We start from the raw sequence: 17,793 nt of genomic DNA, 5'->3' as shown, positions 1-17,793 counted from the left end.
TTGTGTTCTGCTGTCGGAACGCGAGCTCGTGAAGAGCTTGGATTTGGAGAATGCGGCGATCCAAAACGCGATTAACAGCCTTCCGACTGTAAGGCTAGTAGACGATTTCCCTGTAACTCTGGTTAGTAGTAAACCAGCTGACACCCAAATTCGTGATCGATGCGTTTGCACCCCGTGTGATAGGCGAGCCGCAAATCGCAAAGCGTCTTGACGGCCATCTGAATTCGTTGTACCGCGATATCTTCGAATTGAAGCTGGAGCAGCAGAAGTCCTCCTTAAGTCAATTCTCAGTACGATTCTGAAAGGTGATGCTCAGTCGGCTGAGGCATAACAAATATCGATGGAAAATCGTCTCCAACAATTTAGCGAACTGCACAAAGTTGAATTGGAGGCATATCTCCTGCACGAACGCTAACGGCGTTCTCAGGCTGTGATTGGTGGCTTCCGCCACCCTCTTTCCATGAACTGTTCGATATTCAGAATGTCTAACGCGGTGAGAATGACATGTAACTCGGGCGTTGGATATCAGGCTATTTGCATCGACGAATCGGAATCAACCATCTCGTGCTCGTTATTAAGCAAAGGAGTTCGGTTGTCCAAATTCAGGTCACGATACGCCGGAGATCCGACTACTTGAGTCAGGCAGCGCTCGTTGGTCTACGCGGAACAATGTCGAGAATAGGAAAAGGTTTAGGATTTTATGATACACCAACTTTCAAAAGACCAACTAACGAAGTTGTTGGTCGAACAGCAATCGCCTTGCGTTTCGCTTTACATGCCGACTCACCGACGGCATCCGGAGAATCAACAAGATCGCATTCGCTTCCGAAATCTGCTTCAAGCCCTCGATAACACCCTCGAAAAGATGTACCCGGATCATAAGCTGGAGGACGTTTTGGTTGAACTGCGCAAGCTATCGCACGACGCGAACTTCTGGAACCACCGAACGGATGGACTAGGAATTCTCTTTGCTCCCGGTGTGTACGAGCAGTTCGATCTGCAAAGGCCCGTTGAGGAATTGTTGGTTATTGCTGATAGCTTTCATATCAAACCGCTACTCCGCTTATTGCAGGCGACCGACCGCTATCAGATCCTCGGTCTGAATCGGCATGAGGCCAAACTATACGAAGGAAACCGCGACACTCTGGACGAAATCGAAATGGGCGATGGAGTCCCTGCTACGGTCGACGAAGCGTTGGGAAGCGAGTTGAGCGAACCCCACTTAACGGTTGCTTCCTACGGCGGTAGCGGTGGCCAAGCGCATGGTGTACCCTCGATGCACCATGGTCATGGCCACAAAAAGGACGAGGTCGACAATGACAATGAACGATTCTTCAGAGCCATTGACCGATCGATTTTGGAACATCATTCGCAGGGTGCCAAGCTGCCATTAGTGCTCGCAGCATTGCCGGAGCATCACGACCTGTTTCATAAAGTAAGCCACAATCCTTACCTGGTGGCTGAAGGAATCAAACTGGACCCTCAGTCGATTTCCATGGAACGACTTTGTACGGAAGCATGGCTGGTGATGGAACCTCATTATCAACAGCAGATAGCAAGCCTCGTTGACAGTTTCCATGAATCGCAATCTCGGCAGTTAGGGGCAAGCGATCTAATGGACATTGCTCAGGCACTGATTGTTGGTCGGGTTGGAACGCTCTTGGTCGAAGGCGATCGTCAAGTTTCCGGACAGCTCGATACGGCGACCGGTGCTATTGAATTCAATAATCTTAATGGATCTAACGTTGAGGACCTGTTGGATGACCTCGCCGAGTTGACATTGAGGATGGGTGGCGACGTGACCGTTATCCCGACGGAACAAATGCCATCGACAAGCGGTGCTGCGGCTATATTCAGATATTAATTCGGATCTTAAGACCTAGTACAGAAAAGGAATCGCATTGATGGCTCTATTGCATGCAGAAGCGGGCGAAATTGTGGATGTGATGCCACTGGAAGATTTGCTATCGGACACAAAAACTTGTGTGTTGATCAAGTCTCAGAATTTCGAGGTGATACGAATGGTTATGCTTGCTGGTAAAGCAATCGCAGAGCACAGCGCCAAGGGAGAAGTCATTGTGCAATGCCTCGAAGGAACGGTCCTTTTCAACATGGCGGGTAACTCCGTTAAGTTGCAAGGCGGTCAACTGATTTACTTGGAAGCTGGCGAACCGCACTCTGTGAAGGCGATCGTAGATTCCAGTTTGCTTCTAACGATGTTTTTGCATCATAAGAAGGGCAATAACGATGCTGGCGAGAATGAGGTAATAAAACCGAACGCGATCGACCGATGGGAAAATGAAGGTGGTGAGATTTGGGCAAATACTCAGCGAAATGGTGATTCATCCAATCCAAAAGTCGATCCGCTATCCACAGAAGCGGAGGATTCGTGAATTGCAACAACACTTCTGCGAATATCGGTACGATTATATCGATACGCGGTAGTGTGGTGGATGTTCGCTTTGCTGCCCAGTTGCCTCAAATCTACGCGGTGTTGCGAGCCGGCCAAGATCACGCAGTTGTGCTTGAAGTACTAGCTCATATCGATGAGACACAGGTGCGTGCCATTGCTTTGACTCCCACTCAAGGGTTGTCGCGGGGAATGAAAGTTATCGATACGGGTGAGACACTTCAAGCACCCGTTGGAACAGGGGTGCTGTCGCGGATGTTTGATGTGCTCGGGAATACGATCGATGGCGGGCCACCTTCTACAGACGTTCAGTGGCGAAGCGTCCATCGAGCACCGCCGCCACTAGCGCGACGATCCACTCAATCTGAGGTCTTCGAAACTGGTATCAAAGTCATTGACGTGCTTGTGCCGCTGGAGCGAGGTGGAAAGGCGGGCTTGTTCGGCGGTGCTGGAGTGGGCAAGACCGTGCTGCTGACCGAAATGATCCATAACATGGTTGGTCAACACGAAGGGGTCAGCATCTTTTGCGGCATTGGCGAGCGATCACGCGAGGGGGAAGAACTCTACCGCGAGATGAAGGAAGCAGGCGTGCTTTCCAATATGGTGATGGTGTTCGGGCAAATGAACGAGCCGCCGGGTAGTCGATTCCGAGTTGGTCATGCCGCTCTGACGATGGCGGAGTACTTTCGCGATGACGAGCAACGCGATGTGCTGCTGCTGATCGACAATATCTTTCGCTTCATTCAGGCCGGCATGGAGGTCTCCGGACTGATGGGCCAAATGCCTTCACGACTTGGCTATCAGCCGACGATGGGAACGGAATTGTCAGCGCTGGAAGAACGCATTGCTAACACCGATACGGGTGCGATCACTTCGATTCAGGCAGTCTATGTTCCAGCGGATGATTTGACCGACCCGGCTGCGGTTCATACATTCGCACACCTTTCCGCTTCGCTCGTGCTATCGAGAAAGCGAGCCAGTGAAGGGCTTTATCCGGCTGTCGATCTGTTGCAATCCAGTTCCAAAATGGCCACGCCTGGAATTGTCGGAGAGCGACATTATCGGCTTGCGCAGAACATTCGCAGAACGCTCGCCCAGTACGAAGATCTCAAGGACATCATTGCAATGCTTGGACTTGAGCAACTATCGCCAGAGGATCGCAACGTGGTCGCACGCGCTCGACGCCTGGAGCGTTTTCTGACTCAGCCCTTTGTTGTCACAGAACAGTTCAGTGGCATCGCAGGTAAGCTCGTCAGTCTCGAAGACTCGCTCAATGGTTGTGAGCGGATCCTCAACGACGAATTCAAAGACTACCCCGAGAGCGCACTCTATATGATCGGTAGCATCGATGAAGCCAAGCGACCCAAAAAATCGGACAGGGAAGGTAAAGATGCCGCTATCGCAAATGAAGCTTAAAGTGCTGTTGCCGTTTGAAGTCTTTGCGGAGAAAGACAGCGTGACGCGAATTGTCGCCGAGACTCAGGAAGGTTCGTTTGGCTTGCTGCCCAACAGGCTCGACTGCGTCGCCGCGCTGGTACCAGGAATCCTGATGATTGAAACTGAAGATCAAGATGAGACTTATCTAGCAATTGACGAAGGAGTGTTGGTTAAGTCGGGAGGCGATGTCCTGGTATCGGTCCGCAATGCAATTGGCGGGGCTGGACTAAGTGAATTGCGTGAGGCGGTTGATCAAGAGTTTTTAACACTGGGGGAACACGAGGCCAGCGTACGTGCGGTGTTGGCGAGAATGGAGAGCGGCTTCATACGTCAACTAGCGGATTTTCATCATGACTGACAAATCGGACCGATACTCTAGCAAGCAGCGTTCAACCTTGAGTCGCCAGATCGGGACGAAGGCTGCTCGTAAGCTGAAAGCACATCGCAATCCGACACCAGGCGTTTGGTATGGATTGGGGATGATGGGCTTGGTCGGTTGGTCGATTGCGATTCCAACCCTGCTGGGCGCAGCGCTCGGCCTATGGCTGGATAGGCAGAACTTCAGCGACCGTTCCTGGACGCTCGCTTTAATGGTAGCAGGACTGACGATTGGTTGCTTGAATGCCTGGCTGTGGGTTTCCAAGGAACAGCATTCGATAAACGAGGACGAAGAAAATGACCTGGATTGAGATAGGGACTTTATTATTCGCAGGCTTCGCAGGACTCTTGCTGGGTGGGATCTTCTTCGGCGGTCTTTGGTGGACCGTTCGCTATGGAGTAACTGCGAAGCAACCGGGAGTGTGGTTCCTCGGCAGCATGATGGTGCGAATGACAATCGTTATGGCTGGTTTTTATTTCGTCGGTGGTGGTCAATGGCAGCGAGTATTGGGTTGCTTCATCGGATTCATGGTAGCACGCCCAATCGTCGTTTGGCTAACTCGCCCATCACACTGCATAGCACATATCAAGAGTACTGTGGTAGAGACCGGCGCTGAACCGTTAGTTCTCCTTCAACAGGAGTCCCGACATGCAACTTAGTCCCGACGAAATCGTTTACTGGCAAAATGGCTTTTTAAAACTGAACGCTACGATTGTCTTTACGTGGGGGCTGATGCTGTTCTTAGCCGTTGGCTCCAAGATCATCACTCGCAGGCTCTCAACGGACCATACCCGTTCACGTTGGCAAAATCTTCTGGAAATTCTTGTTACTGGAATCGCCAAACAACTAGAGGAAGTGGGGCTAGGACAACCGCGAAAGTATCTCGGTTTTCTCGGTACACTTTTCTTGTTCGTTGCCACAGCCAGTCTGTTTACCGTCTTGCCTGGCTACCAACCGCCAACGGGATCGCTCTCAACCACCACGGCTTTAGCGCTCTGTGTGTTGGTAGCAGTGCCGCTGTATGGAATCTCGGAACAAGGCTTTGGCGGATATTTGCGAACCTATATTCAACCGACGTTGATCATGCTGCCTTTCAACTTGATCAGCGAAGTTTCGCGTACGCTCGCACTGGCTGTTCGGTTGTTCGGCAACATGATGAGTGGTGCGATGATTATCGGCATTCTGCTGACGATTACGCCGTTTGTTTTTCCGATCGTAATGACGCTGCTCGGATTGCTGACGGGAATGGTACAAGCTTACATCTTCACGATTCTCGCCGCGGTATACATTGCCGCTGCCACGCAGTCCAATCAATCAAAACCGCCGGAGGAGGCGAGCTGAACATTCTTACGCTCAGTCACTCCCAGACATCACACACTTAACAAAAAGGCATTTCTATGGACAGCATGACCATTATTGCACTGGCCTCGATTATCACTGCGGGGGTCACTACCGCTTTCGGCACAATGGCTCCCGCACTGGGCGAAGGCAAAGCGGTTTCGTCGGCACTCACGTCGCTTGCGCAGCAGCCAGATGCCTCGGCAACGATTACGCGCACCCTGTTTGTCGGTCTGGCCATGATCGAATCCACGGCCATCTACTGCTTCGTGGTTTCGATGATTCTGATTTTTTCCAACCCGTTCTGGAATCATTTCATCGCCCAGGCCACAGGACAATAGCGCATGTTAATCGACTGGTTCACCGTCATTGCGCAGGCGATCAACTTTCTGATCTTGGTCTGGTTGCTGAAGCGTTTTCTTTACAAACCAATCCTCGATGCCATTGATGCGCGCGAGAAGCGGATTGCTAAAACCATTGCCGACGCAGCCGAAACGCAGAATGCAGCACAAACGCTACGCAACGAATTTGATCGAAAAATCCAACAGTTCAACGAAGATCGCGAGAATTCATTGCACCGGATGAAGGAAGAGGTCAAGGATCAGCGGCAAAAGTTGCTCGAGGATGCTCATCAATCGGCTGAGGCAATCAGCGTCAAACGTCTAGAAGTATTACAACGAGAGCAACAGACTTTCGCGAATGAGATCGCTCACCTAACACAGGATCAGGTTTTTTCCATCTCGCGAAAGACCCTGCGCGATCTGGCCGACACGAGCCTTGAAGAACGAATCACAAAAGTGTTCACGCATCAGTTGCACGAGATGAACGGCACTGCCAAGCAAGAACTGGTTGCAGCCCTGACCCAGTCTTCCGAACCTGCCCGTGTGCGTAGCGCTTTCGAGTTGCCAAAGGAACAACAGGCGGCGATCCAAAACTCACTGAACGAATTCACTTCGGCCGATATTCGCATTCGTTTCGATGTCGTGCCCGATGGCATCGGCGGTATCGAGTTGACTGCCAGCGGACGAAAGATTGCCTGGAGTATCGATGAGTATCTGACCTCGTTGCAGAATAGCATTGCTGATCTGACGAATCCTGAAACGAAGATTCCAAAAGAGGAAATAGAACTGGAAAGCGAGCCGGTTTCATGAACGAATCGGCGGACAATCTTCAGACGCTGCTGGAGTCAAGCTTGGCAAGGATCAATCGGGCCACAGACCAGTTCAAGCCCCAGCTTATCCCGCGCGACGTCGGGATCATCGCGACTGTTTCAACCGGAATCGCTAAAGTATCCGGCTTGCCTGGTGTGGGCTATGAAGAGCTACTTGAATTTCCTGGCGGCGTGTTCGGCATTGCGTTTAACGTCGACGAAGACGAAATCGGTGTGGTGTTACTCGGCGATTACTGGCGGTTGCGGGCCGGTGATGAAGTTCGTCGGACCGGCAGAGTCATGGATATCGGTGTGGGTGACGGGTTGTTAGGTCGAGTCATCGATCCGCTCGGTCGCCCGCTGGATGACCTGGGGCCAGTTGCATTCGAACGACGCTTGCCCATCGAACGCCCCGCCACGCCGATCATGGACCGCTTGCCGGTCACTCAGCCACTTCAAACCGGCGTCAAAGTGATCGATTCGCTGGTTCCCATCGGACGTGGGCAACGCGAGTTGATTATGGGAGATCGCCAGACCGGTAAAACGGCGATCGCCATCGACACGATCCTCAACCAGCGTGGCCAGGATGTCATCTGCGTCTATTGTGCGATCGGTCAGCGGGCTGCAGCCGTTGCGAAACTGGTCGCGAACCTAAGATCCAAAGACGCAATGGACTACACCGTAGTCGTCGTGACAGAAGGCAACGATGCACCGGGATTGGCCTACATCGCCCCCTATGCAGCCACTAGTATCGCCGAGCACTTTATGGAGCAGGGGCGAGATGTATTGATCGTGTACGACGACTTAACCCATCATGCCCGCGCTTATCGCGAACTTTCATTGTTACTACGCCGTCCTCCGGGTCGCGAAGCATTCCCCGGTGATATCTTCTACATCCATTCGCGACTTCTGGAACGCTCAACTCACTTGAGCGAGGAACTAGGTGGCGGCTCACTCACCGCGCTGCCCATCATCGAAACCGAAGCGCAGAATATCTCTGCATACATTCCTACCAATATCATTTCCATCACGGACGGCCAAATCTACCTCTCACCTGCGCTTTTCGACTTGGGCGTGTTGCCAGCGGTAGACGTCGCGAAGTCGGTTTCTCGCGTCGGCGGTAAAGCGCAGCTTGCGGCCTATCGCGCGGTAGCTGGCGATCTCAAGTTGGCCTACGCTCAATTCGAGGAACTGGAAAGCTTTGCCCGCTTTGGTGCCCGCATGGATGACGACACTCGCAGATCCATCGATCACGGACAACGCATTCGCGCCTGTCTCAAGCAGCCTGAGTTCGCTCCGGTATCTGTAGCTGGCCAGATCGCAATCTTGGTATCGCTGACTTCCGGAATATTCGAAGGGGTAGCACTCGAAAAAATGCTCGCTGCCGAGACCGCCATACGTGAGGCGGCTGACGCATCAGAGGAAATGCGAGATCGCTTACAGAGTGGCGACAAGTTAAGCGATGACGATCGAGACGCGATCATCGAAATGGCTCGAAACGCGGTGGCTCGACTTTCCGAGTCAAAAGATCAACACAGCAACGGTGTGCAACCAAGCAGTCGAGAGATATCATGACAGTTACTGTTGCAAGTCTGCGACACAAAATTGTAGGGGCAGGTGACCTGCAATCGGTTGTGCGAACGATGAAGGCTGTCGCAGCGTCGAGCATCACGCAGTACGAGAACTCAGTGCGAGCGCTTTCCGATTACGCGCGGACGGTGGAACTGGGATTGAGCGTCTGTTTCCGGCGACTGGGGCCTGCCGCGATGGCTGCTGAACCCGTCGTAGCCTCGAGGAAGCATGTCATCGGTGCCGTTGTATTTGGAACCGATCAAGGCTTGGTGGGTCGCTTCAACGATGCGGTCGCTGAGCATGCCAGCCTGACCCTACGTCTGCTTCCGGGAGAGCTTCAAGTCTGGGCCGTTGGTGAGCGCGTTCAATCCCATTTATTGGACGCGGGGCTACCTCTGCTCGATGTTTTTCCAGTACCAACTTCGGTCAAAGCCATCACGCCACTCATTGGACGAATCCTTCAGGAGAGTGAATCGCTTGATGGTTTGGGCGCAAGTACCGAACTTCATCTCATCTACAATCGGCCCGTTTCGGGAGCAGTCTACGCGCCGGTCAGCCAGCGTCTGCTTCCGTTGAACGCGGCCTGGCAACACGAGCTGTCACAAAAGCCCTGGCCTACCAAGAACCTGCCCCAAGTGATCGGTGCTGAGACAGCGACCCTACGTGCGCTCATCCGAGAATACCTTTTCGTATCGTTGTTCCGAGCGTGTGCTGAATCACTCGCCAGTGAAAACGCCAGTCGCCTAGCCGCCATGCAGCGAGCCGACAAGAATATCGATGAACTGTTGGCTGATCTAAACAGCAATTACCATCGCCTTCGTCAAAGCACCATCGATGCTGAACTGTTCGACGTCGTATCCGGTTTTGAAGCTCTCCGCTGAATCCCGAGAACGTCCAACGGGATCGATTCGAAGGATCAGTGGGTATGGTCTATCGAAACAGAGTATTCACTGGAAACCGCATTATGTTCGGATCAATAGTCACCTACAACCTGACCGTCGTTTCGCTCAGCCAACCTACCATAGATAACCGGATCGATAGATTCTGACACAAACCGTACAGAACCATCGGCAAGTGAGAAATTCGCTCCACCAACATGTGCACTACCGAAGGCTCGGGAGCTTGGCCCGTTTAGGCGTCGCGTCGAACCCGCTAGCTCCGTACAGACACCAGTGACCGAACGACCGTGTTGCGTTGTGGGCGTGATGCTGCCCGGTCGGGGCATCGCGCGGATCCAAACCGCAGCATGTCTAAACGGATCACCCAGCGAACCAAATATACCTTGTCCACGTGATCTCGCATCTCGTTCCCCAACCGCAAATGTTTGACTGAGGCCATCGGTGATATCCGCGAACCGAATACGACTTGCTTTGCTAAACACCCCATTGCCACCGTTGGCGGCAGTACTGATTTCCTCGCCTCGTCCATGGACTCCCGGATAGTTCGATTTCGGATAAAAGTTACCGTTAGGGTCAGGGTAGCTTTCATTCAAATTCCCACCTGGATCCGATGGGCACAGATAGACATTGATCACCGATTGAGCGCGAGGGTCATTGGCAAGCGGTATCGGTTGCCCCCCATTGTTAACGTTCAGGCTGTCATATACGGCGGTTTGTTCAAGTTGGGGGAGAATAAAAACTTTCCAAGCCCACCTCTCGCCAAATCCCCCATCGACATCGGGCTGGGAAGCAGGCATCCAGCCAGGGGGTAGCCTTCGATGAGCATCATGGTGACTGTGTAATGCCAAACCGATTTGCTTAAGGTTGTTGCTACATTGCATGCGCCGGGCGGCTTCGCGTGCAGACTGAACTGCGGGAAGCAGTAGGCCAACTAAAACGCCAATGATTGCAATCACAACCAGCAATTCTATCAATGTAAACGCGACTCGTTGCATAGAATAGGCTCTCATTTCCTGTTGCCCTATGGTATTACGCTAAAACGATCGTTTGAGTGTCGCATTAGGAAACATGCCTGTCAACTATCAGGAAATCAAAATCGTTGCTACTGGAAGCGAGTCTCGCCGAGCTTAGAAATTTGGGCGAGGAGCTCCTCCTCTAGGAGGATCCATTCTAAGGTACAAAGTTCGCCAGTTCTCTTGTGTTTGGCTGCAGCAGGATCGACGCGGCAGTAGCTAAGATTCTCAAACGACAGAAATTCCACACCTCGCAGTTATCCGCGTGTTATGGTTTAGTAGCCACTCGAATGACTCCGTCTTCCATTTCGTAAATGGTGTCGAATACATCGAGGGTCCGATGATCATGAGTGACGACGATAACTCCTGCTCCGTGTTGTCTAGCGACGTCGCGGAACAGTTCCATAACCTGGCGGCCGCGAAAACTGTCGAGGGCTGCCGTGGGCTCATCGGCGAGCAAGACGCTGGGATGATTGGCCAGTGCCCGTGCCACAGCCACACGTTGCTGTTGACCACCCGATAGCATCGAAACTTCGTGATTTGCTCGATCACCAACTCCCAGTGAGTCAAGCAACTCCAGTGCACGTTTACCAGCCGCTCGATGCGACAATCCATTAAGCTCCATTGCTATCTGTACGTTCTCGCGAGCATTCAGAAAGTCGATCAAGTTGGACTTCTGGAACACGAATCCAATATGCTTTCTTCGGAATGCACGGACATCGGTTTGTGCTTCCGGTCCATCCATGACCAATTCGCCGCCAATCCAGATTTGGCCACTCGTTGGCGGATTGATAAGTCCGATAGCCGTAAGAAACGTCGACTTCCCCGAGCCGCTCGGACCTAACAACGCTACGACTTCTCCTTCGCGAACCGAAACTGATGCGTCCTGCATCGCTACGACTTCTGTATTTCCTTCACCATAGACTTTGCGAAGACCGCGAGTCTCGATGGCAAGTTTCGAAGATGCTATAACGCTAGATCCTAGCGATTCGTCTGTAGCTTTATGCATTGTTGTTTACTTGATTCCCGAGGTTGCCCTCTGTATTACCTTTCAAGCGGACAGAACATCCCCGTTCTGATTAGCTCATCAACACTTCGTTGGGTTCGACTTTCAACGCTTTCCAGATTCCCATCAAGCTCGATAGTATCGAGATTGCGAATACCACAATCGCTAATTGAATAAGGTCTTCGTTAGTCAGTACAACTCTTCGAGGAAATTTGGGAAACAACTGGATACCAACGGTATAGGCTACTAGATACCCAAGACCGCCGAGCAGGAGGGCTTGCTGCAAGATCATACCCAGGATGACACGATTGGGCGCTCCGATTAGCTTCAACAATGCAATAGCATAGATCTTATCCAGTGTAAGCGTGTAGATGATCAGCGCCATGATGATGGCTGCGATGATGGTGAGCAAAACACGGAACATAAAGAGCTGCTTGCGAGCTTTGTCCACGATACCTTGCACGAGCAAGTCTTCTTGGCCAGAGGTCGTGTAAACCGAAACATCCTGCCAACTTTCGATGAGCGATTGAATCTTATTCAGATCCGCACCTGGTTCAATAGACACCAGGACTGCACTTAGGGACGGTGCTGCAATCGCCGGTATTTGGGCTGCTGGTAACGCAAGCTGTTCCGTTAATTGTGGTTGCTGCAGAAAGACTTCGCTGACCTGGCCTCGATTGTCGCGAGCCGCCCGTTCTAATCGAATCGCTTCCGAGGGTGAGTCGAACTGGATGGCTTGAGAGTCGAGCAAGGTCGTGAAGGCCATTCCATCACCGCCAGTGCTGACCATGCCCGATGTGATTCCAACGACCGTGTATTCATCTTTTCCAAGTCGAAGCTTCTCACCGAGTTCTAATCCGAGCGACTTATCTGCAACGATCTCAAAATGGTTTTCACGGAGTGAACGTCCTGCGACCAGTTGTAACCAGTCTCCCTTGTCCTCAGGCCAACTCAGGCCGAGGATTGACATTCGTAACAATGCGCCGCGATGCTCGCGCTGAATGGTATGAAAAACAAACTCGCGAGCCGAGGCGACACCCGGAACTACTTTAGCGCGATACACCAGACTAGTAGGGACACGCGAAAGCTCCGCGAAAGGACCTCGCGTATCGTGCTGGACGATCCACAAGTCGGCCCCGATTTTATGAATCAAGTAGGTAGCATCCTCGAGCAGTCCTCGATAAATCCCAGCCATTCCCATGACGATCATCAATAGCATACCGATGCCTATGGTCGTCATTATAAATCGACCCAGATTTTTTCTTATATCTTTGAACGCAAGGTTCATTGTGCCAGAACCTTTATACCATCGCTAAGTTTCGCGCTAGGCTGAGCAGGCTTGATGACTACTTCACCAGTGGAAAGGCCTTCCCGGACTTCGGTTGAATCGCGCCCGTCGAGGCCTAGCTTTAGCGATCTCCACCTCGCAACCCCATTGTCTAGGGTAAACACTCCAACGTCTGCTCCCTGTTTCGATAGGTAGTTCGATGGGATCCATACGACTTCGTCGACACGCGATGTCTCGATGTAGACCTCTGCGCGTTGACCGATGGCCCAGGTTTCCGGCAATCTAAGTGCGCGAACATCGACCGTAAATTCGCGAGTCTCACGATCGGATTGCTTTCCCAGACGTGCGACAACACCTTCGAAAGGTGCCCCCGGTTGGGAACGAAAGACGATCGTTGCTGGCTGCTCAGCTTGGAGCTGGTCCATTTCCGTTTCGTCAACCCAAGCCGAGATCCAAAGTTCGTCGAGCGAGATCAGTTGCAATATCGGTGACCCAGGAACAACGATTGCTCCTGCGTCACGTTCTCTTTTGATGATCATCCCATCGAAGGGGGCGAGCAGCCTGGAATCAGCCAGGCGGGCTTCTTGAAACTTTAGCGTTGCTCGACTTAGTGCTACTTGCTGTTCGGCTTCAAACAAATTCGCTTCAGCCTTCATTAGCCCCGACCTTGCAATCTCGTAAGCCTCTTGAGCTTGATCGAATTCCGACTGGCTAATGGAGTTCGTTTCGATCAGCTTTTGAGTGCGTCCGAGATCTGCGTCTGCTTTCGCGAAGATCGATTTGGATTGTTCTATCTCCGCTCGGAAGCGTCCTAGTGTGGCTTCGGAGGTGGCGATAACCGCCTTGGCCATGCTAACTTGTTGATCCAAATCTTCATCGTCGAGCAGAACAAGGAGCTCGCCGGCCTTTACGATCGATCCTTGATCGACCAAGACCTCAGCGATTCGACCGGATATCTTTGGACTGACAGTTGTACGGATGCGGGCTTCTAGCGTACCGGTCCCCATCACACTGCGAACTACCGATCCAGCGGTGACAGTGTGAATCGCAACTGATACGGGTTGACTGCGAACGTACCAGACGATACTCGCAATCGCTACCATCAGGATGAGGTACTTTAGTGTTCGCATCCAGCGAATGATGTTGTTCAAAATGGAATTCCTGTTCGACAATGGGCGAGGGAATTGGTTGCGGCTCGAAGCGGTTTCGTGGTCGCCTTACGATCGGCCTTCTATCAACTTTGATCCATGAGTATGGCGAAAGTGACGGTTTTTAGGGAAAAAACATGACAAAAAAGAGACACGTGCTACGTTCACTCGAGCTTTATCGAACGCGAATCCTGAGCACTTTCGAATGGGCTTCACTAAAGCTGTATTGTAAGGTAGCGTTTACGGACTTCCTCGTCATGGTCATTGTGACTCTCTACACTGCGGTGATGCACGATCTCGCATCAGCCGTTATCATCGGCATGATTGTATCGTCTCTTGCTTTTGCGTTTAAGAATGCCAAGAATGATCCTGATACCGTAGTAATCGATTTCTACTACACTCGCGTATACGACCATTCGGGGATGGAAGCGATTCATTCCATCGCCACCAAGTATCAGCAACTTGGAAAGACACTTCACCTAACGCACCTTAGCGAAGAGTGCCGAGGGATGATTTGCAAGGCAAAGGATTTGATCTGTGTTTCGATTTCTGACGGGCCACAGTTTCATGTGTCTACAGACAAAATAGCCAAGCAGACTCGAGAGACTGAGGACTCGACTTTAACAATGCAATCATAGCGATTTCGTCATGATTTCTTTGCAGATAAATGGACAGCCACCAGAAGATCACTGTTGGGACAGGGATTACTCCCAGCCCCCGCACAGACCCGTACGTGAAGAATTACCTCAAGCGATCGCCGATTCGATGCTCAACTAGTCTGGTTCTGGCTACACGCGTTGCAGGATTAGAACGGTATCGCAGGCGTCGGCGTTCAGCTTTTGCGTGTTGTCGATGTCGTACCAGAAATCGTGCACCGCTATGAGCTTGAGCTTATTACATTTTGCCAGCAGGTCTTTTAACTGCTTCACCGTGTAGATTCGTAAAGTGATGTGGTCTGCCAAGCGGAATGATTCCTCGGGCTTCTTGACCAACATCGAGATTCGAAGCTTCTCGAGCCGCGTCTTGAGACTGGTTTCCACTACAGTCAGCGCATAATGCACCGATACATCGTCCGACTTAGCGCTCCAACGCTCCGTCCCCCACAAATCCGAACCGCGTGGCAATAAGTGAAGCGATAAAACAAAGATCCCGCCCGGTTTTAAATGGTCCGCGACGCAATTCAAATGCGCCAGAGCCGCTTCTTCGGTCTCCAAGTGACGAAACGTGTTGATCGCGTTGACGGCAGCATCAAACGGCTCGTCAAAGGAAAACTGTGTCATGTCGCCAACGACCAAGTTGGCCTTGTTCTTAGCCTTCTTGAGCTTTTTCTCGCAGTACTTGAGTGCGGTCGGGTTGAGATCGAGCCCGGTCATGGAATAGCCTCGACCGGCCATCTCGCAAATCAAACGACCCGAGCCGCAGCCGGCTTCCAATACTTTCTTGACCGGAAACGGAACGTACTTTTCGAATGCGTCGGTCAAGAAGTCCGCTTCTTGCGGAGTCTCCTTCAAAAACCCCATCTCGTAGAGCTCGGGGTAGTCGTACCAGGAGCGAACGGTCTCGGACTTGATGGCCTTAGATGAGGTCTTGGTAGCAGGTCGGGCCGCTGCCTTGGTTGCTACAGCCTCTTTCGACTTGCTCGTTGCTTTCGCAGCCTTAGTCTCCGTTGGCTTAGAGCTCGACGACTTGGCTTTTCTTGCCTTGGTGACAGCGGAGGTGGCACTGGCTGGTTTGGCTGCGGCTGCTTTGCTGGACTTGGATTTTTTGGATGAAGATGGAGACGACACAGAATTCGCGACAGAACGAGCCAAAGGAAACCTCGAAGGAAAAAAGATCGAACAATAACTATTAGGCGGTGAGCGGGAGCGGACTGCGGGAGAAGGAATCAACGAGCAGTTGCCATTGATCCGCCCCCATGCTTTGCTGGGAATGAATCAGTTGGAGCCGCATTCTACGGATGACCCCTTTCTCCATAAAGCGGCCAAAGGCTAAAAGCTCCGGATTTCCATGGCTGTTTGTCAAGGAGCAGTCCGCCACATCGAGAGGATGAATGATCAAACCTCGTTTGCGATCCTCCGAAAGGTATATACCTGACTCGGTTTCCACCAACACACATGACTCAGTTCCCTCCCCATCAACTCCCCATTTCAGATGCAACTGCGGATGGGATTCCAGCGTTGAGGTCTGGACGCTGAGCCAAAGCTCCAACACCAATATATCTCCTGCGGGCAAATCTCCTGCGGGCGGTTTGATGCAGGTGTAAACTTGGTAACCAAACGTCAGCGGTGGTTGCTCGGGGAAGATCGCCACGAAATCATTCTGCCGCACGTAACTTTCCCCAAGCGGGAGTGATCCCTCGATGGAAGCCGCTTGGTTTGCTGAATCGGCGTGGTTGCCCAACTTTGGGGAGATTGACAATCGAGTCAGGATTTGGTGGGAGTGGGAAACGGTCAAATTGTGATTTGGCTCGCACTCCGTATTGACTCGCCAATCACCAGAACAGAATGTCGCACCACTCCCTTCTTTCTTCCAACCGCCGTCCATTCGCTCGTTACTGATGGTGGACACAATCCCCTCTTTCGATTTCTAGGAAAACAGGTCAATCTACGCAGCTTGAAGCGAATACGATACCTTGTAGGGTAAGGCAGAACAAGAAACGCCCTCCCTTTTCCCAACTCAATTCCCATTGAAAAACGCGTGAACGATTCCCTAATACATGACGCTCGTGAAGTCGCCATCTCCGCAGCCCGCGAAGCAGGAGCTACCCTTCGCGACATGTTGCATCATGCCTCTGTCCGGGAAAAAGGCCCCAAAGACCTGGTGACCGATGCTGATTTGGCAGCCCAGTCAATCATTGAAGGGGCCATTACAAAACATTTTCCCCACCACATTTTCGTGGGTGAGGAAAGCTCGGGGGATTGGCAGGACGCCTGCGACTCCGACGAGTGGACTTGGCTGGTGGATCCACTCGACGGTACGACCAACTACGTCCATCGCTTTCCCAACTTCGCTGTATCGATTGGCCTAATCAAGGGAAAGCAGTTGATGCTCGGGGTCGTCTACGATCCGATGGCCGAAGAATTGTATTGTGCTGAACGAAGCGGCGGAGCCACCTTGAACGGAAACGCCATCCGAGTCAGTGGATGCCGCTCGCTTCCCGAAGCCATGGTGGCAGCGAGTTTTCCTCCCCAAGTTACCAAGGATTCCAAGGAAGTTGAGCAATTCGTGGAAATTCTCGTCCAAGCCCAAAGTGTCCGTCGGCTTGGCTCAGCAGCCTTGAATCTTTGCTATGTGGCGAACGGCAGGCTGGATGGCTACTGGGCCAATCGTCTCAAACCATGGGATGTTGCGGCGGGGGCACTCATCCTTTCGGAAGCCGGCGGTGTTTTGGAGGGAATCAGCCAGAGAGAGTATTCCGTATGGAACGGAGAGTTGATTGCGGCCGCTTCGAGCCAACTCGCGTCAGAATTGTCGCAGTGTTTGCGGGGGTAGGTACTGGTCGGAACAAAAAAGCTCGGCAAAAATAGGAATAGTATCTAGCCCGTGGCTGCTGGACACGCGTACTATGATTTCGAACCAGCGGGGACGGACCCTCGGGTTGAATTGAGTGTGCTTGCCATGTCGGTCAACGAAGAACTTCTTCTACTCAACTCTTCCCAGTGATGAACACGACAAGCACGAACAGTTTCCTGGAAAGTGCAATGGCTTTCCTATCTCAATCGGTCGTCCAAGCGATTCTGGGAATTCTGATTTTGCTGATCGTCTTGATTGTGGCGTACTATATGCTGTTAAAGTTGCGCGGATCATCCATCGAGAACATCGAAACCCTCGACTTACTCAAAAAGAATTTCGAGGAAATGCGTAGTGAAGGTGACATCAGCGAAGCGGAATACCGAAGAATTAGTGCGTCGCTAAAAGGAGGGGTGAACTCCAACACCCTTGTTGGCGATTCGACCACGGAACCAAAAACCGTTCGCGAATGATGCTCGTGATCAATCCCAAGCTCGCTTGCTGTTAGACTCAGCCAAGCGGTGCGAAGATTGATACGAATTTTTTAGCTTCGGTTGGTCTCGTGTGTTAAACTTGAACAGTTAGTGCAATTGGTTGGCCTGGGAGGCTAACGCAACCTCAGAGTGGGAGATGACCTGCTCGA

Annotated in this window: 21 protein-coding genes; 15 read left to right on the top strand and 6 right to left on the bottom strand. The window is 52.0% G+C overall.

What is annotated here, in order from left to right; translation table 11 throughout:
• Nucleotides 1-700: 700 nt before the first annotated feature.
• From SH449x_RS15445 to SH449x_RS15395, 11 genes are read left to right on the top strand one after another with little or no spacing between them, the layout of a single operon-like run.
• Nucleotides 701-1,864: a baeRF3 domain-containing protein gene (locus SH449x_RS15445; RefSeq protein ID WP_482376971.1), complete on the top strand. Its 1,164-nt coding sequence runs from the start codon at nt 701-703 to the stop codon at nt 1,862-1,864.
• A gap of 40 nt (nt 1,865-1,904) precedes the next feature.
• On the top strand, nt 1,905-2,393 hold the full coding sequence (locus SH449x_RS15440; RefSeq protein ID WP_482376970.1) for a cupin domain-containing protein: 489 nt from the start codon (nt 1,905-1,907) through the stop codon (nt 2,391-2,393).
• Nucleotides 2,390-3,826, top strand: coding sequence for a F0F1 ATP synthase subunit beta (atpD, locus tag SH449x_RS15435; protein WP_482376969.1), 1,437 nt, complete (start codon nt 2,390-2,392; stop codon nt 3,824-3,826). The genes SH449x_RS15440 and atpD overlap by 4 nt, the downstream gene beginning before the upstream one ends.
• Nucleotides 3,801-4,205 carry a F0F1 ATP synthase subunit epsilon gene (locus tag SH449x_RS15430; RefSeq protein WP_482376968.1) on the top strand — a complete coding sequence of 135 codons (405 nt, stop codon included), beginning with the start codon at nt 3,801-3,803 and terminating at the stop codon, nt 4,203-4,205. Before atpD ends, SH449x_RS15430 begins: the two co-directional genes overlap by 26 nt.
• Nucleotides 4,198-4,536, top strand: coding sequence for an AtpZ/AtpI family protein (locus SH449x_RS15425; protein ID WP_482376967.1), 339 nt, complete (start codon nt 4,198-4,200; stop codon nt 4,534-4,536). Before SH449x_RS15430 ends, SH449x_RS15425 begins: the two co-directional genes overlap by 8 nt.
• Nucleotides 4,523-4,885 carry an N-ATPase subunit AtpR gene (locus SH449x_RS15420; RefSeq protein ID WP_482376966.1) on the top strand — a complete coding sequence of 121 codons (363 nt, stop codon included), beginning with the start codon at nt 4,523-4,525 and terminating at the stop codon, nt 4,883-4,885. Before SH449x_RS15425 ends, SH449x_RS15420 begins: the two co-directional genes overlap by 14 nt.
• A complete protein-coding gene (locus tag SH449x_RS15415) occupies nt 4,875-5,567 on the top strand; it encodes a F0F1 ATP synthase subunit A (RefSeq protein WP_482376965.1) in 693 nt (230 codons plus the stop codon). Before SH449x_RS15420 ends, SH449x_RS15415 begins: the two co-directional genes overlap by 11 nt.
• Before the next feature lie 56 nt (nt 5,568-5,623).
• The gene (locus SH449x_RS15410; RefSeq protein WP_482376964.1) at nt 5,624-5,905 is read left to right on the top strand and encodes a F0F1 ATP synthase subunit C; all 282 of its coding nucleotides are present in this window, start codon (nt 5,624-5,626) and stop codon (nt 5,903-5,905) included.
• A 3-nt stretch (nt 5,906-5,908) separates the two neighbouring features.
• Nucleotides 5,909-6,715 (top strand): F0F1 ATP synthase subunit delta, encoded by an 807-nt coding sequence (locus SH449x_RS15405; RefSeq protein ID WP_482376963.1) that lies wholly within the window; start codon nt 5,909-5,911, stop codon nt 6,713-6,715.
• Nucleotides 6,712-8,289, top strand: a complete 1,578-nt coding sequence (locus SH449x_RS15400) for an alternate F1F0 ATPase, F1 subunit alpha (RefSeq protein ID WP_482376962.1) — start codon at nt 6,712-6,714, stop codon at nt 8,287-8,289. Before SH449x_RS15405 ends, SH449x_RS15400 begins: the two co-directional genes overlap by 4 nt.
• Nucleotides 8,286-9,167 (top strand): F0F1 ATP synthase subunit gamma, encoded by an 882-nt coding sequence (locus SH449x_RS15395; RefSeq protein ID WP_482376961.1) that lies wholly within the window; start codon nt 8,286-8,288, stop codon nt 9,165-9,167. Before SH449x_RS15400 ends, SH449x_RS15395 begins: the two co-directional genes overlap by 4 nt.
• 92 nt (nt 9,168-9,259) lie before the next feature.
• Here the strand turns inward: SH449x_RS15395 and SH449x_RS15390 are convergent, their stop codons facing one another.
• The 4 genes from SH449x_RS15390 to SH449x_RS15375 form a co-directional block, all read right to left on the bottom strand.
• Nucleotides 9,260-10,195 (bottom strand): DUF1559 family PulG-like putative transporter, encoded by a 936-nt coding sequence (locus SH449x_RS15390; RefSeq protein WP_482376960.1) that lies wholly within the window; start codon nt 10,193-10,195, stop codon nt 9,260-9,262.
• Between the two features lie 271 nt (nt 10,196-10,466).
• Nucleotides 10,467-11,207, bottom strand: a complete 741-nt coding sequence (locus tag SH449x_RS15385) for an ABC transporter ATP-binding protein (protein WP_482376959.1) — start codon at nt 11,205-11,207, stop codon at nt 10,467-10,469.
• Nucleotides 11,208-11,277: 70 nt separating this feature from the next.
• Nucleotides 11,278-12,444: an ABC transporter permease gene (locus tag SH449x_RS15380; RefSeq protein WP_482376958.1), complete on the bottom strand. Its 1,167-nt coding sequence runs from the start codon at nt 12,442-12,444 to the stop codon at nt 11,278-11,280.
• 44 nt (nt 12,445-12,488) lie between these two features.
• On the bottom strand, nt 12,489-13,643 hold the full coding sequence (locus SH449x_RS15375; protein WP_482376957.1) for an efflux RND transporter periplasmic adaptor subunit: 1,155 nt from the start codon (nt 13,641-13,643) through the stop codon (nt 12,489-12,491).
• Between the two features lie 134 nt (nt 13,644-13,777).
• Between SH449x_RS15375 and SH449x_RS15370 the strand changes: the two genes are divergently transcribed.
• Nucleotides 13,778-14,278: a hypothetical protein gene (locus tag SH449x_RS15370; RefSeq protein ID WP_482376956.1), complete on the top strand. Its 501-nt coding sequence runs from the start codon at nt 13,778-13,780 to the stop codon at nt 14,276-14,278.
• Nucleotides 14,279-14,428: 150 nt separating this feature from the next.
• On the opposite strand, the gene SH449x_RS15365 is transcribed toward SH449x_RS15370, so the two are convergent.
• Complete coding sequence (locus SH449x_RS15365) at nt 14,429-15,160, bottom strand: class I SAM-dependent methyltransferase (protein WP_482376955.1); 732 nt, start codon at nt 15,158-15,160, stop codon at nt 14,429-14,431.
• Nucleotides 15,161-15,209: 49 nt separating this feature from the next.
• Between SH449x_RS15365 and SH449x_RS15360 the strand changes: the two genes are divergently transcribed.
• Nucleotides 15,210-15,485: a hypothetical protein gene (locus tag SH449x_RS15360; protein WP_482376954.1), complete on the top strand. Its 276-nt coding sequence runs from the start codon at nt 15,210-15,212 to the stop codon at nt 15,483-15,485.
• Nucleotides 15,486-15,488: 3 nt separating this feature from the next.
• Here the strand turns inward: SH449x_RS15360 and SH449x_RS15355 are convergent, their stop codons facing one another.
• Entirely contained in the window at nt 15,489-16,208 is a 720-nt protein-coding gene (locus tag SH449x_RS15355; RefSeq protein ID WP_482376953.1) for a hypothetical protein, read from the bottom strand.
• A 129-nt stretch (nt 16,209-16,337) separates the two neighbouring features.
• Between SH449x_RS15355 and SH449x_RS15350 the strand changes: the two genes are divergently transcribed.
• Both SH449x_RS15350 and SH449x_RS15345 read left to right on the top strand, forming a co-directional pair.
• A complete protein-coding gene (locus tag SH449x_RS15350; protein WP_482376952.1) occupies nt 16,338-17,132 on the top strand; it encodes an inositol monophosphatase family protein in 795 nt (264 codons plus the stop codon).
• 209 nt (nt 17,133-17,341) lie between these two features.
• Nucleotides 17,342-17,623: a hypothetical protein gene (locus SH449x_RS15345; protein WP_482376951.1), complete on the top strand. Its 282-nt coding sequence runs from the start codon at nt 17,342-17,344 to the stop codon at nt 17,621-17,623.
• Nucleotides 17,624-17,793 lie beyond the last annotated feature (170 nt).

The organism is Brakhagea baltica, assembly GCF_052161605.1.
Lineage (GTDB): Bacteria > Planctomycetota > Planctomycetia > Pirellulales > Pirellulaceae > JBKCUI01.
The sequence above is the reverse complement of the archived record's forward strand: the minus strand, read 5'-3'. Positions and strand labels throughout refer to the sequence as shown.

What these genes read in the sequence shown, in the direction of transcription:
- SH449x_RS15345 (WP_482376951.1), top strand. Translation starts at nt 17,342, where the DNA reads ATGGCTTTCCTATCTCAATCGGTCGTCCAAGCGATTCTGGGAATTCTG.
- SH449x_RS15370 (WP_482376956.1), top strand. Translation starts at nt 13,778, where the DNA reads ATGACAAAAAAGAGACACGTGCTACGTTCACTCGAGCTTTATCGAACG.
- SH449x_RS15365 (WP_482376955.1), bottom strand. Translation starts at nt 15,160, where the DNA reads ATGGGGTTTTTGAAGGAGACTCCGCAAGAAGCGGACTTCTTGACCGAC.
- SH449x_RS15425 (WP_482376967.1), top strand. Translation starts at nt 4,198, where the DNA reads ATGACTGACAAATCGGACCGATACTCTAGCAAGCAGCGTTCAACCTTG.
- SH449x_RS15420 (WP_482376966.1), top strand. Translation starts at nt 4,523, where the DNA reads ATGACCTGGATTGAGATAGGGACTTTATTATTCGCAGGCTTCGCAGGA.
- SH449x_RS15395 (WP_482376961.1), top strand. Translation starts at nt 8,286, where the DNA reads ATGACAGTTACTGTTGCAAGTCTGCGACACAAAATTGTAGGGGCAGGT.
- SH449x_RS15440 (WP_482376970.1), top strand. Translation starts at nt 1,905, where the DNA reads ATGGCTCTATTGCATGCAGAAGCGGGCGAAATTGTGGATGTGATGCCA.
- SH449x_RS15430 (WP_482376968.1), top strand. Translation starts at nt 3,801, where the DNA reads ATGCCGCTATCGCAAATGAAGCTTAAAGTGCTGTTGCCGTTTGAAGTC.
- SH449x_RS15360 (WP_482376954.1), top strand. Translation starts at nt 15,210, where the DNA reads ATGGCCTTAGATGAGGTCTTGGTAGCAGGTCGGGCCGCTGCCTTGGTT.
- SH449x_RS15405 (WP_482376963.1), top strand. Translation starts at nt 5,909, where the DNA reads ATGTTAATCGACTGGTTCACCGTCATTGCGCAGGCGATCAACTTTCTG.
- SH449x_RS15410 (WP_482376964.1), top strand. Translation starts at nt 5,624, where the DNA reads ATGGACAGCATGACCATTATTGCACTGGCCTCGATTATCACTGCGGGG.
- SH449x_RS15445 (WP_482376971.1), top strand. Translation starts at nt 701, where the DNA reads ATGATACACCAACTTTCAAAAGACCAACTAACGAAGTTGTTGGTCGAA.
- SH449x_RS15415 (WP_482376965.1), top strand. Translation starts at nt 4,875, where the DNA reads ATGCAACTTAGTCCCGACGAAATCGTTTACTGGCAAAATGGCTTTTTA.
- SH449x_RS15385 (WP_482376959.1), bottom strand. Translation starts at nt 11,207, where the DNA reads ATGCATAAAGCTACAGACGAATCGCTAGGATCTAGCGTTATAGCATCT.
- SH449x_RS15380 (WP_482376958.1), bottom strand. Translation starts at nt 12,444, where the DNA reads ATGACGACCATAGGCATCGGTATGCTATTGATGATCGTCATGGGAATG.
- SH449x_RS15390 (WP_482376960.1), bottom strand. Translation starts at nt 10,195, where the DNA reads ATGAGAGCCTATTCTATGCAACGAGTCGCGTTTACATTGATAGAATTG.
- SH449x_RS15400 (WP_482376962.1), top strand. Translation starts at nt 6,712, where the DNA reads ATGAACGAATCGGCGGACAATCTTCAGACGCTGCTGGAGTCAAGCTTG.